At 40.2% G+C, this 15,570-nt stretch carries 20 protein-coding genes; 7 read left to right on the forward strand and 13 right to left on the reverse strand.

Translation table 11 applies throughout. From position 1 onward, the window contains the following. The first annotated feature begins 15 nt into the window (after positions 1-15). Positions 16-603, forward strand: a complete 588-nt coding sequence (locus J7I93_RS08905) for a hypothetical protein (RefSeq protein WP_214725364.1) — start codon at positions 16-18, stop codon at positions 601-603. 69 nt (positions 604-672) lie between these two features. On the opposite strand, the gene J7I93_RS08910 is transcribed toward J7I93_RS08905, so the two are convergent. From J7I93_RS08910 to J7I93_RS08920, 3 genes are all read right to left on the reverse strand, one after another. After that, positions 673-2,631: a TRAP transporter permease gene (locus tag J7I93_RS08910; RefSeq protein ID WP_214725366.1), complete on the reverse strand. Its 1,959-nt coding sequence runs from the start codon at positions 2,629-2,631 to the stop codon at positions 673-675. Beyond that, positions 2,621-3,151, reverse strand: a complete 531-nt coding sequence (locus J7I93_RS08915) for a DUF1850 domain-containing protein (protein ID WP_214725368.1) — start codon at positions 3,149-3,151, stop codon at positions 2,621-2,623. Before J7I93_RS08915 ends, J7I93_RS08910 begins: the two co-directional genes overlap by 11 nt. Before the next feature lie 150 nt (positions 3,152-3,301). Beyond that, positions 3,302-4,300: a TAXI family TRAP transporter solute-binding subunit gene (locus J7I93_RS08920; RefSeq protein ID WP_214725370.1), complete on the reverse strand. Its 999-nt coding sequence runs from the start codon at positions 4,298-4,300 to the stop codon at positions 3,302-3,304. Between the two features lie 309 nt (positions 4,301-4,609). Between J7I93_RS08920 and J7I93_RS08925 the strand changes: the two genes are divergently transcribed. The 4 genes from J7I93_RS08925 (at position 4,610) to J7I93_RS08940 (ending at position 7,254) form a co-directional block, all read left to right on the forward strand. Then, positions 4,610-5,332 (forward strand): alpha/beta hydrolase, encoded by a 723-nt coding sequence (locus J7I93_RS08925; protein WP_214725372.1) that lies wholly within the window; start codon positions 4,610-4,612, stop codon positions 5,330-5,332. A 197-nt stretch (positions 5,333-5,529) separates the two neighbouring features. After that, entirely contained in the window at positions 5,530-6,048 is a 519-nt protein-coding gene (locus J7I93_RS08930) for a YjcG family protein (protein ID WP_214725374.1), read from the forward strand. Positions 6,049-6,054: 6 nt separating this feature from the next. Next, entirely contained in the window at positions 6,055-6,477 is a 423-nt protein-coding gene (locus tag J7I93_RS08935) for a GNAT family N-acetyltransferase (protein WP_214725376.1), read from the forward strand. A 102-nt stretch (positions 6,478-6,579) separates the two neighbouring features. After that, positions 6,580-7,254 carry a DUF421 domain-containing protein gene (locus J7I93_RS08940; protein WP_214725378.1) on the forward strand — a complete coding sequence of 225 codons (675 nt, stop codon included), beginning with the start codon at positions 6,580-6,582 and terminating at the stop codon, positions 7,252-7,254. Between the two features lie 20 nt (positions 7,255-7,274). Here the strand turns inward: J7I93_RS08940 and J7I93_RS08945 are convergent, their stop codons facing one another. Further along, complete coding sequence (locus J7I93_RS08945) at positions 7,275-7,559, reverse strand: hypothetical protein (RefSeq protein ID WP_214725380.1); 285 nt, start codon at positions 7,557-7,559, stop codon at positions 7,275-7,277. A gap of 233 nt (positions 7,560-7,792) precedes the next feature. Between J7I93_RS08945 and J7I93_RS08950 the strand changes: the two genes are divergently transcribed. Then, the gene (locus J7I93_RS08950; protein ID WP_214725382.1) at positions 7,793-10,105 is read left to right on the forward strand and encodes a UvrD-helicase domain-containing protein; all 2,313 of its coding nucleotides are present in this window, start codon (positions 7,793-7,795) and stop codon (positions 10,103-10,105) included. Between the two features lie 56 nt (positions 10,106-10,161). Here the strand turns inward: J7I93_RS08950 and spoVIF are convergent, their stop codons facing one another. The 9 genes from spoVIF to J7I93_RS08995 all read right to left on the reverse strand — a co-directional run bounded on the left by spoVIF (position 10,162) and on the right by J7I93_RS08995 (position 14,893). Next, entirely contained in the window at positions 10,162-10,416 is a 255-nt protein-coding gene (gene spoVIF, locus J7I93_RS08955) for a sporulation-specific transcription regulator SpoVIF (RefSeq protein ID WP_214725384.1), read from the reverse strand. Between the two features lie 125 nt (positions 10,417-10,541). Further along, positions 10,542-10,667: a YjcZ family sporulation protein gene (locus tag J7I93_RS08960; protein ID WP_214725386.1), complete on the reverse strand. Its 126-nt coding sequence runs from the start codon at positions 10,665-10,667 to the stop codon at positions 10,542-10,544. Positions 10,668-10,756: 89 nt separating this feature from the next. Further along, complete coding sequence (locus J7I93_RS08965) at positions 10,757-11,623, reverse strand: DUF421 domain-containing protein (RefSeq protein WP_214725388.1); 867 nt, start codon at positions 11,621-11,623, stop codon at positions 10,757-10,759. A gap of 11 nt (positions 11,624-11,634) precedes the next feature. Continuing rightward, positions 11,635-11,832: a hypothetical protein gene (locus tag J7I93_RS08970; RefSeq protein ID WP_214725390.1), complete on the reverse strand. Its 198-nt coding sequence runs from the start codon at positions 11,830-11,832 to the stop codon at positions 11,635-11,637. Between the two features lie 22 nt (positions 11,833-11,854). Continuing rightward, positions 11,855-12,211: a stage V sporulation protein AE gene (gene spoVAE / locus J7I93_RS08975; protein ID WP_214725391.1), complete on the reverse strand. Its 357-nt coding sequence runs from the start codon at positions 12,209-12,211 to the stop codon at positions 11,855-11,857. Between the two features lie 15 nt (positions 12,212-12,226). Further along, positions 12,227-13,240, reverse strand: coding sequence for a stage V sporulation protein AD (spoVAD, locus tag J7I93_RS08980; protein ID WP_214725394.1), 1,014 nt, complete (start codon positions 13,238-13,240; stop codon positions 12,227-12,229). Next, on the reverse strand, positions 13,240-13,716 hold the full coding sequence (gene spoVAC / locus J7I93_RS08985) for a stage V sporulation protein AC (protein ID WP_214725396.1): 477 nt from the start codon (positions 13,714-13,716) through the stop codon (positions 13,240-13,242). Before spoVAC ends, spoVAD begins: the two co-directional genes overlap by 1 nt. Before the next feature lie 15 nt (positions 13,717-13,731). Further along, positions 13,732-14,205, reverse strand: coding sequence for a YhcN/YlaJ family sporulation lipoprotein (locus J7I93_RS08990; RefSeq protein ID WP_214725398.1), 474 nt, complete (start codon positions 14,203-14,205; stop codon positions 13,732-13,734). A gap of 331 nt (positions 14,206-14,536) precedes the next feature. Next, complete coding sequence (locus J7I93_RS08995; RefSeq protein ID WP_214725400.1) at positions 14,537-14,893, reverse strand: DUF1360 domain-containing protein; 357 nt, start codon at positions 14,891-14,893, stop codon at positions 14,537-14,539. Positions 14,894-15,024: 131 nt separating this feature from the next. On the opposite strand from J7I93_RS08995, the gene J7I93_RS09000 reads away from it, so the two are divergent. Continuing rightward, positions 15,025-15,528, forward strand: coding sequence for a CotY/CotZ family spore coat protein (locus J7I93_RS09000; RefSeq protein ID WP_214725402.1), 504 nt, complete (start codon positions 15,025-15,027; stop codon positions 15,526-15,528). Positions 15,529-15,570 lie beyond the last annotated feature (42 nt).

Raw genomic sequence — 15,570 nt, forward strand, 5'->3', positions numbered from 1 at the left:
AGAAAGGAAGGTTTTATGAAAAAAAATTCATTTTTAATGGCTTTGTTTGCCGGAAGCCTGGTATTGGCGGGCTGTAATCAAAGTGAAGAAAATGTTGTTGAGGAGGAAGACAAAAATAATCCTTCATTAGAGGAACAGCGAGCGGAGACAGAGGAAGCTCCCGAAGATCAATCAAAGATTACTGAAGAAGTTGGGTTAGGCGACACACACGAACAGTTTGTTGAAGAATATGGAGAAAATCAAAACAACAAGGAAATTGCCCGCTTTAATGGCGATACAATGCTTGTAGAGTTTGAAACCCATCGTGCTGTTAACATTGAATTGCAATTTGAAGATATGGAAAAGGAAATGAGCAACGATGAGATCCTTTCTTATATCGAAAAACGCATTCCGAGAGATTCAGAAGAAGTTGACAGAAATACTGATCATCAAAATGAGCAGCGTGAAATTATTGAATATAAAAGCGAACTATTAAAGGAAGCAGTTAGCGATGAACTATATGAAGGCGATGAACCCGGAACTTTCACTGTTGTACTAAATAGCAATGAAGAAGGTTATATCAACGCAAGCCTATCCATCGGCCAAAGCGATCAGGAAGCATAAAAGGAGAAAACCCAAAACAATCTGGCAAACAAAAAGGAAGGATCTCAGAGGAGACCCTTCCTTTTTTCGTTAAGCCGTTTGGGGCTTTGCTTTATCATCTCGTTTGAAGACAACCTGCAATACAATTAGCAAGATAAAAATTCCAAGTCCGATTATATCAGAAATACCTTCAGGATAAATCAGCATCAGTCCGCCAGCAATTCCCAATATTCTTTCCAGGGGATTTAATTTGCGCAGCCAGTAGCCAATTACCCCAGCACCAATCGCCATCATACCGGCCAAAGCAGTGAATACTACCCAAATTAAGTAATACCAGGTGGTATTAATCATCAAAAGCTCTGGAGAAAGAACAAACATATACGGAATGATGAATGCCCCAATTGCAAGCTTGGAGGCATTTACGCCGGTCTTAATCGGATCTCCTCCTGAAACCCCAGCAGCAGCAAATGCAGCAAGTGCCACTGGTGGGGTAATATCTGCCACAATACCAAAGTAAAATACGAATAAATGGGCAGACAAATCAGGTACACCCAGCAGTATAATGGCCGGAGCAGCAATGGTAGATGTAATAACATAGTTTGCAGTCGTCGGCGACCCCATTCCCAGGATGATGGCTGCAACCATTGTCAGCATCAAGGTTGGAATTAGCAAACCGCCAGAAAGGTCAAGCAGGCCATTAGCCATTTTTAATCCAAGACCAGTCTTAACAACTACACCTACGATTATACCAGCTGCAGCCGTAGCAGCTGCAACGCCCAAAGCTGTACGTGCACCATCAACCAATGCATCTATTGCATCCCGGAAGTTGATTCTGGTATCCTTCCGTATCATACTCACTGCAATTGTAATAACAATAGACCAAAGAGCCGCACGGATTACACTCATTCCGCTCATAAGTAAAACGATAACTGCCAGAATAGGCAGAAGCAAATAGATCTTTTTAAGTACTTCTTTCCGATTTGGCATTTCGTCATCATTCAGCCCTCTAAGGCCTACTCTTTTAGCTTCAAAATCAGTCATGATCCAAACGCCGGCAAAATAAAGAAGAGCTGGAATTGCTGCAGCTTTGGCAATATCCCAATAGGTAATGCCTCCGCCAATGAACTCGACCATAAGGAATGCGGCAGCACCCATGATTGGAGGCATGATTTGCCCCCCTGTCGAAGCAGTCGCTTCAACCGCACCTGCGAACTCCTTCTTATAGCCAAGTTTTTTCATCATTGGGATGGTAAATGAGCCCGAAGTTACAACGTTTGCAACAGAACTTCCACTGATTGTTCCCTGAAGGGCACTGGAAAAAATCGCAACCTTTGCAGGACCTCCTGTTCTCTTCCCTGCAATGGAAACGGCCAAATCATTAAAGTATTGCCCAACACCTGTTTTCACCAGGAAAGATCCAAATAATAGGAATAGAAATATAAAGGTAGCTGATACGCCTAATGGAGTACCAAGAATCCCTTCAGTCGTAAAGAACATCGTTTGAACAAGTCTTTCCAAATCCAATCCGCGATGTGCCAAGAATGCAGGCATATAAGGGCCATACATGGCATATGCCAGAAATATAACAGCAATAATAGTAATCGGCAATCCAACTGCACGCCTTGTTGCTTCAAGCACTAATAATACCGCAAGCAATCCTACATAAAAATCTATTTCTGTCAGTCGCCCAGCTCTCATAACAATTTCATCAATAAATAGAGGCCAATAGGATCCTACTACAATACCGAGAATTGCCAGTATTACATCATACCAGGCAACTTTATGTTTTCGCCCCCTGTCTTTTTTCCTTGCCGGAAATAACAGGAAGATCAGAGCCAATGCAAAACCTAAGTGGATCGAACGCTGCAGCTGGGCTGTAAGCATTCCGAAAACTCCAGTATATAAATGGAATAGCGAGAATGATAAAAGGCCAATAAAGACAATCCAGCCCATAATGCCTCTGAGTTTCCTTGTACCAGCCTCGGGATCATACTTTTCCAGCAGTTTCTGCTGTTCCTCCAGAGATAACGTTTCCCCTTTATTGTCCAAGGATATTCACTCCTTTCAAAGTCTCAATTAAGTTTAATTTTTTAGCTTTTATACGCACCCAGGTTCCTGGTTCTATATAGTCTGAAAGCGGATACTCTTTTCCTCCATTAATTACTGTATGATTTGCTCTAACCTCTCCTAGCCGGAGATCAAATGAAGGAAAAACCCGATTCATATTCTTAATATAATATTTGCCGTCCTTCTGTTCAAATATTTCTCCATTTGAAGCATTTTCAGGCATTCCAATCGCAAAATCCTCATACATAAGCTCGTATAGCTTAATATTGCCTTTTTCAGTTAAATTGTAGCTTTCAACAACATCTGAAAGGTGAATGGAATGAGTGTACTTTATTTTAAAAGATCCGTCCTCTTTAATTGGGAGATAAGCAAGCACTTCTCCTTTGTCCTGATATTCAAAAACAATTGCCTGCTTTATAGGAATGAAAAGCATAATTGCGATGGATGTGAGGCTGAGGAATGCCAGGATCAATTTTGCCTTCCCTGGCTTCTTAAATTTCATATAAAACCCCACCTAAAATAATAGTTATAATAACCAGTCTTTACATTTGATTGGAAAAACATTTTTTAAAGTTAATTGACCGGCGTAATAACCTTATTAGGTTTTACAGCCGGCCAAGTTTTTAAGCGTTTAAATTATGTTTTGTGCAGACTACTCAGCTTTTAAGCCTAATTCGTCAAAGTACTTTTTAGCACCAGGGTGCAGTTCGATTCCCGTGCCTTTAACAGCATTTTCTGCTTTGATCATTTTGCCTTTTGCGTGAGTTACTTTATCAAGATTTTCGAAGATAGCCTTTGTTACATCATACACAACTTCATCAGAAAGGTCGTTAGAAACAACAAGCATTGCCTGTACAGCTACTGTTGGAGCAGCTTCAGCAAGCTTGTAAGTTCCGGCTGGAACTTCATCCTGGACGTAATATGGATACTTTTCAATCAGTTCATCAATTTTGCCTTGTTCGATTGGAACAATGACAACATCCTCGGTTGCAGAAAGGCCTTCTACAGCACCAGTTGGAGTTCCTGCTGTAACGAAAGCGGCATCAATTGTGCCATCCTGAATTCCTGCAGTAGATTCATCAAAAGATAGGTCCTGTTTGTTGATATCCTCTAATGTGATCCCATGCACTTCAAGAATTTGCTCAGCGTTTGCAGCAGTACCTGAACCTGGAGCTCCAATTGAGACCTTTTTGCCTTTTAAGTCTTCAACTGATTTAATGCCTGACTTTGCAGTTGTAACAATCTGAATCGTTTCTGGATAGAGTGTGCCAATTGCACTTACGTTATCAACCGCTGCTCCTTCAAACATCAGCTTTCCTTCTTTAGCATATGAAGCAATATCTGTTTGAGAGAAAGCGATTTCTGCATTGCCATCTTTCAGTGTGTTCATGTTCTCTGCAGATGCACCTGATACTTCAGCATTTGTGTCTATTCCCGTAGCATCAGAAATAATCTCAGCGAACGATCCGCCTAGCGGATAGTATGTACCGCCTGTTCCACCAGTTACGATGCTCATAAATTTCGGCTTTTCAGCGCCATCGCCTTCGCCACCGCCGCCATTGCCTTCATCAGTCCCGCCACCGCATGCAGCAAGTACCATCGAAAGCGCTAACAGTAAAACTGTTGCGAGAAGAAAACTTTTCTTTTTCATTATACTTCCCCCTTTATAAAATTACAGTTTCTCGTACTATATACTATCTAAAGGATATCCTGATTGTCAAATGATACCTCCTTCTATTTATAATTCAGTATACGTCTTCCGTTAACCTCCGAAAGGTATGAGTATTTTATGCATGTAGCTGCTCATCTTTTAGAATTAGCTGGCATCTTTTTTAGCACTTTCACCCATATTATTACAGAATGCCTCCTTCAAGAATACTTGTAAAAAGCAAATCGTATATATATATGATAAAATCTTGATGAAAAGCCTTACATACATGCAAACGGAGGAATAGATAACATGGATTTTCCAAGAGGATCAATTAAGGATATTAAGATAGACAGCAAAGAGCTGGGAGAAGAGGTTAGCCTGCTCATTTATTTGCCGGCTTCCTATTCACCTTTATATAAATATACCGTTGCCATCACCCAGGATGGAAAAGATTATTTTCAGCTTGGAAGAGCTGGCCGTATCGCAGACGAACTTTTAGGCGAAAAAGAAATTGAAAACCTAATCATTGTCGGCGTTCCATATAAAGACGTTAAAGATAGATGGAACAAATATCATCCTGACGGAGACCAGAATAAAGCTTATATCCGCTTTCTTGCACATGAATTGGTACCATTCCTTGACCGTGAGTTTCCCACTTACCAAATGGGAATGGGCCGGGCGCTGATGGGGGACTCCCTTGCTGCTACGGTATCGTTAATGACAGCGATTCAATACCCCAATACATTCGGACGGTTAATTCTACAGTCTCCTTTTGTAAACGAATCAGTTATGGAGGCTGTGAAAGAATTCAACCAGCCACACCTTCTTAATATCTACCATGTCATTGGAAAAAAAGAAACAGCTGTAAAAACAACCGGAGGCTCGGAACAAGACTTCCTCACTCCAAATCGCGAACTTTCAAAACTAATTGAAGAAAAACGTTTTCCATATTTTTATGACGAATTTGATGGAGATCATACATGGACATACTGGCAGCCAGATTTGAAAAGAGCACTTAAATTAATGTTTTGACCTTTTTTATAAGCGAAAAGGACTATTATTGAGCTTTGACGAAAAGAATACATGGATGGGCACTGTTTTTTCTTTTAAAAAAAGGTATAATTATATAATGAATTTAGAAAATTTGCTATAATAGTTCAACTACAAAGTTTTATTATCTCATTTAATCCTGCCAGTTATTAAACAAAAATAAACATGGAGGTTGTTGTATGAGCACGAAATACGGTATCGTTATCTTCCCTTCAAAAAAATTGCAAGATTTAGCCAACTCTTATAGAAAGCGGTATGATCCGCATTATGCATTAATTCCTCCACATGTCACGTTAAGATCCGGGTTTGAAGCATCGGAAGAGGAGATTAAAGTGCTAACTGAAACTTTGCACGGTATAGCCATTAAACACCAGCCTTTTCAAATAAATGCTTCGAAAATCAGCTCTTTTCAGCCGGTTAACAATGTCATTTATTTTAAGATTGAGCCTACCTCCCAGCTGGAAGAGCTTCACCGGGAATTGAATGATAATATTGCTGCAGAGGGTCCTGAGTATAATTTTGTCCCTCATATTACAATTGGTCAAAAACTTTCCAATGATGAGCATTCAGATGTATATGGATCTTTAAGAATGCAGCCGGTTAATCACGAAGAAGTAATAGACCGTTTTCATCTTCTGTATCAACTGGAAAATGGCTCTTGGACTGTATATGAAACATTTCGACTAGGAAAGGATTAATCAAAAGTGGAAGTAAAAATCGTCGCAACTGAACAACAATTACAGGATGCATTTTCTGTACGTAAACTGGTATTTATTCACGAGCAAAATGTTCCTGAAGAAGAGGAAATTGACCAGTATGAAGATGAATCAGCCCATTTCGTACTATATGATGATGGAAAGCCAGCAGGTGCAGGCCGTTTCCGTACTGTAGATGGGGTTGGAAAAGTAGAAAGAATTTGCGTACTGCAAAAGAATCGGAAAAGCGGTTCCGGAAAAGCGATCATGAAGAAAATTGAAGAATACGCAAAAGACCAGGGACTGCCTGCTCTAAAATTAAACGCCCAAACACAAGCCATTCCTTTTTATGAAAAATTGGGCTATGAGGTCATCTCAGAAGAATTTATGGATGCAGGGATCCCGCACCGCACGATGAAAAAATTAATTTAACGGACTAGCTCCTGCCTTGGTGGCAGGAGCTTTTTGTTGTGCAATAATTTTTCATCTTTCTGCAAACACTATTCCAGATGCAGCTTTAAAGGAGTGGTTTGGATGGAATATTTACATATCGTCAGTGTACTGGTAATAGGCTACATCTTTTTATTTGTAATGGCAAAAGTCTTGGGAAAAACGCAAATCACTCAGATTACTCCTTTTGATTTTATATCGGCGATAGTATTGGGAGAGCTGGTGGGGAATGCACTTTATGATGAAGAAATTGGTATTCTTGAAATTTTCTTTGCAGTAGCTGTATGGGGAATCTTAATTTATGCAACAGAAACTCTTACACAAAAGTTTAAACGCGCCCGTAAATTCCTTGAGGGTGAACCTTCTATCGTTATTAAAAAGGGGAAAATTGTTTATGAAGAATTGAAAAAAAACCACTTGGATTTAAACCAGCTGCAGCATCTTCTCCGTTCAAAGGACGTTTTTTCCATCCGTGAGTGCGAATATGCCATCCTGGAAACTGACGGAACGATTAGTGCGTTAAAAAAACCAGTGTATGCATCGCCTACTATTCAGGATTTGAACTTACCGTTAAACACGGTTGAACTTCCAGTTACAGTCATTTTGGATGGAGAAGTGGTATGGGATAATCTTAAAAGCATTGGATGGGACGAAATCAGGCTTAATAATGAAATAAAAGCGAACGGAGCTGTGTCTATAAAGAAAGTTTTATATGCGGAATGGAAAGAAGGAGAGGCTTTGCACGTGCAAACGTACTAAGCCCCTCCTTCTTTTTTCTATTATATACATTCACTAAAGTGACGGCCTTTTCCAGTCAGCTCGCCATATGTTTGTTCTGCTATTTTTCTATTTGTAGTGTTTTTGTTTTCGGAACGCTGATATGCTTTCGTTTTATTTAATCTTTTTTTTATATCAGTAGGAAGTTCTTGAATGAAGTCTTTTGAATTAGATTGAGCAGCTATTCGGGTAACAGGTACAAAACGAAAAGGATCATACTTATTGCCAAATTCTCTTTCTGCGTACTGATTATATTGGTAATAGGTCAAAGGCAGGATATAGCCCATGATTGCTCCCCCCTCTCCATTCACACTCTTATTAAAGAAATACGTTATGTAATTCATTTTTATGTACCCGTTTTCAAAGAAAATTAAACATTAAGGGACTTTAGAATCCTTCTGTGTTTTGATATGATAAACTTTGTCTTGTTCCTTTTACGTGACAAAGGCAATTCAGCATTCATTTTGAATGGGACGTACTAAATCCATTGTCCAAATGATTGCTTTAAGCGGGGTATTTTATGAAAACGGCACTTTTACATAATAAAGTATTAAATCTTGAAAAGTTAAATAGAGAAAGCTATCAACATATATATCAAGAGGGCAAAAAAGGGAAATTGTTTTGTCCGGATTGCGGGGCTTCAGTCCGTTTGTATTTAGGCATCAGCAAGGAACCTCATTTTTATCATATTCAGCCTATTAGCAGAATGTGCCAGGATGCTGAACAGGATTCCGATTCTAAAACAGCACAAGCTGAATTGAAAGAATTTATCGAAAGAAACGGTTTCCAGATTCCAGTATCAAGGGCTATTGCTTCCACTGCAGTTAAAAATGCCGATTCAACCTTTAAAAAAGCTCTGCCTGTTAAAAACATCCCTCCTTACACGAAAGACAACACTCAGAACCATAGCTTTCCGGATGAGTACTTGCAGGCGCTGTCCCAATCAGGAATTTTTTTGGATGAGCGGCAGGCTGCTGCTGTATCCCATATCGAGGGGCCCTTGCTTGTCCTTGCTGGAGCAGGAAGCGGAAAAACCCGAGTTTTAACTACGAGGACGGCTTTTATGCTGCGGGAAAAAAAGATCGACCCGAAGTCGATTATGCTCGTCACATTTACTGCAAAGGCTGCTGCCGAAATGAAAGAACGGCTGCTTGATTATCCCGGAATGGACTCCAGAAAGGTAAAGCAGGTAATATCAGGTACATTTCATAGTCTGTTTTACCGGATCCTTTCCTTCCATTCCCCTGAAAAATGGTCTTCAGGCAAGCTGCTGAACAGAGAATGGCAGCGGGAGCAGATTATTAAAGAGGCTTGCAAAGATTTAAAATTGGACGAAAAAGAAATTGCCTATGACCTGACACTACAGCAAATTAGTTATTGGAAAAACTCACTTATCATGCCAGAGAAGATTCAACCTGAAAATGACTGGGAAAAACAAACCGCAATTCTATATAAAAGATATGAACAAGCAAAGGAGAGAAAAGGATTATTTGATTTTGATGACATGCTAACAGGCTGTTATGCCCTTTTTAAAAATCATCCCGCTATCCTCGGACAATATCAAAGTCGATTTCAATATTTCTTGATTGATGAGTTCCAGGATATTAATAAAGTTCAATACGAACTAATGAAAATGCTCTCTGCACAGACAAAAAATATATGTGCAGTCGGCGATGATGATCAGTCTATCTATGCTTTCAGAGGCAGCGACCCGCAATATCTTCTCGATTTCGAAAAAGATTTTCCCGAAGCAAAGGTCATAACATTAAATCAAAATTATCGCTCTGCACATGAGATAGTCTCAGCAGCCAACCAAATTATTTCCCTTAATAAACTAAGACGGGCAAAAAGCATGAATGCCCAATATTCGAGTAATCAGCAGCCCTTCTTATTTTTTCCGTATGATGAAGAAGAGGAAGCAACCATAATCCTAACAGACATTCAGGATAAAATAGAAAAAGGCTATGAACCACAAGATTTTGCGGTTTTATTCCGGACACACGCCGGCAGCAGAGCTGTTTTCGAGAGACTGGCAAATTCAAGCCTCCCTTTTAAACTAGATCAGGATGCCGAATCATTTTATGATCGTTTTATTGTCAGAAGCATGCTTTCTTTTTTGAAGCTTTCTATAAATGAAGACGATCAAAATGCGATAAAAGATATATTACCTTCTCTTTTTGTTAAGCAGACGGCTTTGCAGGATATAAAAGCGGAGAGTATTTTAAAGGATTGTTCACTGCTCGAATGTCTTAGCCATATAAAAACAGGCTTTGCTTTTCAGGAAAGCAAATTAAAAAAGGTGATTCCCGTGACCAGATCACTTTCAGGGCTTACTCCCTTAACTGCAATTGAAACGGTTGAAAAGGAACTCGGATTTCAGGATTTTATAAAAAAACGGGGCAATGAGGGCAATAAGATGGAAAAGGGATCTGATGACCTGAAGGACTTGAAGGTTGCGGCGCGCAATTTTAATTCTCTTGCCGAATTTATAGAGCATACTGAGCATATGAAAGCCATGAATAAAGAAATCAAGCAACTCAGCAAAAGTTATTCCAACGCCATTACTTTAAGTACGATCCATCGTGCAAAAGGCCTTGAGTATAATGTGGTGTATGTTGTCGGGGCTGTAGAAGGAAGCCTTCCTCATGATCATGCTCTTGAAGCTTACCGTTCAGGGGATTCCGCTCCGTTGGAGGAAGAGCGCAGACTGATGTATGTAGCTGTAACTAGGGCGAAAAAAGACTTATATATTTCAGTACCGGAAAAAAGGCGTGGACGAAAAGCCTATCCTTCACGGTTCCTTGCCCCCATTACAAGAAGCAGCAGACGCTAAAGTTTTAGAAAAGCAGACGGACCTGGCCTTTAATTGCCAGGTCCTTTTATCATTCATTATTTTTTGTTCATCATCTGTGAAATGGTATTAAAGTCAAGCTGCTTGCCATCAGCAACAATTGATTTCACAATTTTATCTTCCATATCTTTTGAAACGGGCTTATTCGCAATTTTGGAAACCCTCTTAATAACATTTCTTACTGTCTTTTCATCTTTAAAGTTTGCATTCTGCAAAGAACCGGCCAGCTCAAATACATCCTTCATATTTACGCCTGTTTTCTTTTCAAGGTTTTTAAAGAAATTATTATCCATGCTGCTTTTCACGCTCCTTCTTAAACTACTTTATATTGTATGAAGGAGGGCAAAAAAGGTGAAATAAAGAAAAGCCGACCCAACCATGACTATGGCATTAGGTCAGCCGCTCTCAAAATAAAATCTTAGTGGTAGAAACTCGCACCAACAATAATTAACAAGATGAATAACACGACAATTAAAACAAAAGTGTTTCCGCCGTATCCCCCGCCATAGCCGCCATAACCATAGCCGCAATAACCGAAGCCCATGCCTATCACCTCACTTTGTTTTTACTCAATACAAGATATGTATATTAACCAGCAGGTGTATAGGCAAGCCCCTAAGCAACTCTTGCATTTTAGTCCATCAGACTAAAATAAGGCTTGGCCTTTGTTATTAATTCGTCTATGCGCCTTGCGTAGTCCTTATAAGCAGTTTTTAAAACAGGTTCTTGTGCAGTCATTGAGTTCCATTCAAGTTCAGAATGAATTTTTTTCATTAAGATTAAAAGATGCTCGTCCTGCTTTATCTCAGGTATCTTTAATGAGTCATTATAAAGATCAATTTTAAGCTGGCCTTGCTCATCAATTTGAGCAAAAAAGACATTTTCTGGCTCTACCTGTCTTTTTGCCAATTCTATGCTCAGCCATTCCCTGCTAACTCCCGCATTTTTCAAAGCGTCGTAGTAAATGGTCCCATCCATAATGACAGCATGTGGTACGCCCGCTTCTGGAAAGTGGTCAAATAAGTCTCCTGCAGTCAGCGGCTGTTTGGCTTTTTTTAATATTATATTTAATTCGCCATTCGAATCCAAAGAAGCAAATTCCACATCGGCAACCCGAAAAATATCTTTTTTTCTTAACTGTTCCATCAATTCGTCTGCACTGAACTTTTCTTTTCTTAAATTATCTTCCAGTATTTTTCCTTTTTCAATAAAAGTTGTTGGCTTCCCTTCAACAAAATCTCGAAAGGGCTTGCTTTTTAATGACAAAATGCTGATAAATAATGGCACAAATGCCCAAATCAATAAGGCAGTTATTCCATCCCTTAAGCTTAGTTCAGGATCCATAGAAAGTGTTCCTGCGATATCGCCTACAGTGATGCCAACAATATATTCGAAAAAGGATAGCTTGGAGAGCTGCTTTTTTCCTAATAATTTCGTGATGAAAAAGAGTCCCAGGATGATAAATGATGAACGTACAACTGCTGCAAGTATTTCTGTCAATGTAGTTGCCCCTAATAATGAAATGAACGATTAAGTTCTCTTATGCGCTTGGATAAAAAACCATTTATATCTGAAGCTGTAACCATCCCCTGATGGAAAATACGCTGTGCTTTATCATCTGAAGAAGCCATGGCCTTTTCACTTAACGCATATTCCATCTCCTTAATCATCACTTGCAGTACCTTTAGATTTTGTTTACTTTCTTCCATCCGTTACCAACGTCCTTCGCCATTAGCCTTTTGGTTTAAAAATAAGTGCGCCGATAAAGCCGAATATAATGGCAGCGGATATACCGGAGCTGGTTACCTCAAACATTCCTGTCAAAACACCGACAAGGCCGTGCTGATCAGCTTCCTGCATGGCGCCATGCACCAGGGAATTGCCAAAGCTTGTAATCGGTATTGTTGCGCCTGCCCCTGCAAAGTCAGCTAGTGGTTCATAAAGACCAATTCCATCGAGAACCGCTCCTAATACAACTAAAAGGCTCAATGTATGACCAGGTGTTAATTTAAATACATCAAATAATATCTGGCCAACTACGCAAATAAGACCCCCTATAACAAAAGCCCAGAAAAACATTGGCAACATACAAAAAAACCTCCTTTAATCCATTTCGATTGAAACTGCATGGGCAATGCAAGGAATGCTCTCATTCTGCTGAAAGGTCAATGGCGATAAAAGCGCTCCTGTGGCAACTACAAGTATTCTCTTATATACTCCCTGTTTCATTTGGTTTAATAAATGTCCATACAATACCGTAGCTGAGCACCCTGCTCCGCTTCCGCCTGATTGAACAGGCTGATCTTCTTTATAAATCATTAGCCCGCAATCCTTGAATTTCTCTCTTTCTATGTTCAGGCCGTTATTAGACAGCAGTTCATAAGCGGTTTCCTGTCCAATTCTCCCCAAATCTCCAGTTACAATCAAATCATAATAAGATGGATCAAGCTGCATATCCCTGAAATGTGCTGTTATCGTATCTGCAGCTGCCGGAGCCATTGCCCCTCCCATATTAAAAGGATCCGTGAGGCCCATATCGATCACTTTTCCAATAGTGGCTGAAGTTGTGACAGGCATATTCTTGCCAGGTACTTTAGAAGTAACAAGGGCTGCTCCTGCACCAGTTATCGTCCATTGAGCGGTTGGCGGCTTCTGCCCGCCATATTCGGTCGGATACCGGAATTGCTTCTCTACAGCTGCGTTATGGCTGGATGCACCTGTTAAAATGTAGTCAGCCCCTTGATAATTAACAATAAAGGATGCCAGCGCCAGTCCTTCCATAGAAGTAGAGCAAGCACCAAATATCCCGAAATAAGGAATCTGAATGGTCCTTGCGCTTAAGCTTGACGGAGTTATTTGATTAATTAAATCGCCTGCAATATAAAACTGAATGTCTTCCTTTTGCTTATTGGCTTTTTGCAATGCAGTTTGCCCAGCTTCTTCCATAAGGACACGATGAGCTTTTTCATAGGAGTCCTCCCCCATCCATAGGTCGTCGTGCAGGACGTCAAAATCCTCCGCAAGATTGCCATTTGCTTCAAAAGGACCACCGGAAACACCAGTAGCAGCAATTACAGGGCGGTTTTGAAAAATCCAGGATTGTTTTCCTTTTAGCATTAAATAACCCCCCATATCCCTAAAAGCGTTTTAATGAGAGCTACTACAAAAGCCGAGAATACTCCAAAAAGAATGACGGAGCCGGCAAGCTTGAACATATTTCCCCCGACACCCAGTACAAATCCCTCTGTACGATGCTCGATTGCTGCTGAGATAACTGCATTCCCAAACCCTGTTACAGGAACAGCACTCCCGGCACCCCCGAATTGGCCAAGGCGGTCATAGACGCCAAAGCCAGTCAGCAGCATGGATAGGAAAATCATGGTAGCTACTGTCGGATTTCCGGCTGTTTGCTCTGTAAAGTTAAAAAAATAAATGTAGAAATACGTAATAGCCTGTCCGATTGCACAAATTAGGCCTCCTACCCAGAAAGCACGGATACAATTTTTTATGACGGGGCGCTGCAGTTCATGCTTTTGTTCTAGCTGTTCATATTGCTGCTGCTCCGGTGTCTTGCTGGAATTTTTTTTACTCATTGCCCATGCCCCTTTCTATGTCATTTCATTTTTTAATTTAATAATTTTATCAAGCTTCTTTTTTGCTTTTTTATCAGAGAAATCCGGATCTTTCATTTTTTCCTGGAGCTCTACAGCCTCAATGAAAATCTTATAGTCGCTCGAAACGGTAAAATTCTCGTCCGGATATTTTTCCTCAAGCATCTTATTCATCTTCTTTTCAATCTTTTTCATGTTAAACCGCTTCAGGTGTTTGACTTTGTAGGCGACAAGTGTGTCGCCATCCCCTTTCACAACAGCCACATCATATAGCTCTTCCATGGATTCGACATCATGCTCAATACTTGCAACCAAGTCCAAATTTTTTTTTGTATTCTTGTCAATTAAAGTAGGCGGAGGGTTGGTCGTCTTGAGAAGTGCCAAATCGCTTTCTGTCACTTCACCATCTCCGCTGCATCCAGTTATTGCGAAGAGTAAGGCTGCCGATAGCCATAAGTGTCTTTTTTTCATATAATTCCCTTCCTATGTAGAAACTTTAGTTATATTGTCCTCGAACAGGTGCTAATTTATGAAAACTATTGATAATCCTAATTTTTCCAATCAACCGCAAAAAAATAAAGCCGGAAACCTGCCGGCTTTATTTTTATTTTTTCTTTGACTTTTTCCCGCACCCACAGCCTTTTTTCTTTTTCTTTTTTAGAGGCCTGGATTTTGTGTCCGCTTGCTCATTTTCATTCTTCATCATGGGGAGGCCCTCCATTTTCAAATATTTTCCCTCTGAATATTTTATGCTGAGCCACCATGCTTGTGTAAATCAAATGCCTAAGCAATAAATACCTTTCTATTCATCGATCCACTTTTGAAGCACCGTTTCAATGATTGCTGCAAGCCCCGCCACAGCGAGCACTAGCAATCCTGGAACAGCCCATTCCCTGAGAAAAGCATATGATGCACATATAAAGATGGCACTCCATACGCCCGTACACCAAAAACAGCTCAAAAGTTCACCGAAAAACCCCCGGACCCTTCCGTTTTTTATGACTATATAGATTTCAGCTTCACCGTCTTCACCTTTTTCTTCTACTTCCTCCAGGAATGGTTTCCGAATAAATTCCGTAATTTTATCAAACACAATCAGTCTGGTCAGCCGAAAGCTTGCAAGAGAGAGGATAAGCAATTCCATAGGTGTTATATCCACCTTTTCACCTCCAATTATAAAAAAAGAGCCTATTTTTTTGTAAAACAAGGCGTTTGTCCGTAACCCATAGGGGACCCCGGCAATATGTTATTAGTGTAGACCACAAGAAACAAACAAGGAGGAAATCAAAAATGGGTTGTGGAAAAAAAGACGACTTCAAAGGCAAAAGCTGTGTATGTGAAGTAGTTCGTGCTATAAAAGATATTCAAGATAATGCAGAAGATGTGTGCGAATGCCCTTCAAACTGTTTCCTGGAGCCGCTGGGAGCTATATCACCTTCAAGCAAACGTCGCCATAAGCGTCCGGATACTCGCGTGTTCACACTAAAATCAGCTGATGGGTCACCGTTCCATGCTTTCTTTAAAGGAGATGACTGTGCATGTGTTTCCATCTTCTTCAGAGTAGAAGAAGTATTTGATAACTGCTGTGCAGTGCTTCGTGTCCTTCTTCCGGTAAATAGGAAAGAAGGTCGTGACAAGGTAGTTAATCTTGCTGATGACTGCTGCATTGACTTGAAGAAAGTTTGTGAAGTAGACTACTTCTTAGCGACTGACGATTGTGTTACAGTTGATCTAAGCTGCTTCTGTGCTGTTCAATGTATTGCCGATGTAGACCTTGATGTTTGTGAAGACTAATTAAAAGAGGCCAGCCGTACCATACGGCTGGCTCTTTTTGTG

Origin of the sequence: Bacillus sp. ISL-47 (genome assembly GCF_018613175.1) — a bacterium.
Lineage (GTDB): Bacteria > Bacillota > Bacilli > Bacillales > Cytobacillaceae > Cytobacillus.

Coding starts and splice junctions, on each gene's coding strand:
- J7I93_RS08905 (WP_214725364.1), top strand. CDS start 16: ATGAAAAAAAATTCATTTTTAATGGCTTTGTTTGCCGGAAGCCTGGTA.
- J7I93_RS08915 (WP_214725368.1), bottom strand. CDS start 3,151: ATGAAATTTAAGAAGCCAGGGAAGGCAAAATTGATCCTGGCATTCCTC.
- J7I93_RS08920 (WP_214725370.1), bottom strand. CDS start 4,300: ATGAAAAAGAAAAGTTTTCTTCTCGCAACAGTTTTACTGTTAGCGCTT.
- J7I93_RS08925 (WP_214725372.1), top strand. CDS start 4,610: ATGGATTTTCCAAGAGGATCAATTAAGGATATTAAGATAGACAGCAAA.
- J7I93_RS08930 (WP_214725374.1), top strand. CDS start 5,530: ATGAGCACGAAATACGGTATCGTTATCTTCCCTTCAAAAAAATTGCAA.
- J7I93_RS08940 (WP_214725378.1), top strand. CDS start 6,580: ATGGAATATTTACATATCGTCAGTGTACTGGTAATAGGCTACATCTTT.
- J7I93_RS08945 (WP_214725380.1), bottom strand. CDS start 7,559: ATGGGCTATATCCTGCCTTTGACCTATTACCAATATAATCAGTACGCA.
- J7I93_RS08950 (WP_214725382.1), top strand. CDS start 7,793: ATGAAAACGGCACTTTTACATAATAAAGTATTAAATCTTGAAAAGTTA.
- spoVIF (WP_214725384.1), bottom strand. CDS start 10,416: ATGGATAATAATTTCTTTAAAAACCTTGAAAAGAAAACAGGCGTAAAT.
- J7I93_RS08960 (WP_214725386.1), bottom strand. CDS start 10,667: ATGGGCTTCGGTTATTGCGGCTATGGTTATGGCGGCTATGGCGGGGGA.
- J7I93_RS08970 (WP_214725390.1), bottom strand. CDS start 11,832: ATGGAAGAAAGTAAACAAAATCTAAAGGTACTGCAAGTGATGATTAAG.
- spoVAE (WP_214725391.1), bottom strand. CDS start 12,211: ATGTTGCCAATGTTTTTCTGGGCTTTTGTTATAGGGGGTCTTATTTGC.
- spoVAD (WP_214725394.1), bottom strand. CDS start 13,240: ATGCTAAAAGGAAAACAATCCTGGATTTTTCAAAACCGCCCTGTAATT.
- spoVAC (WP_214725396.1), bottom strand. CDS start 13,716: ATGAGTAAAAAAAATTCCAGCAAGACACCGGAGCAGCAGCAATATGAA.
- J7I93_RS08990 (WP_214725398.1), bottom strand. CDS start 14,205: ATGAAAAAAAGACACTTATGGCTATCGGCAGCCTTACTCTTCGCAATA.
- J7I93_RS09000 (WP_214725402.1), top strand. CDS start 15,025: ATGGGTTGTGGAAAAAAAGACGACTTCAAAGGCAAAAGCTGTGTATGT.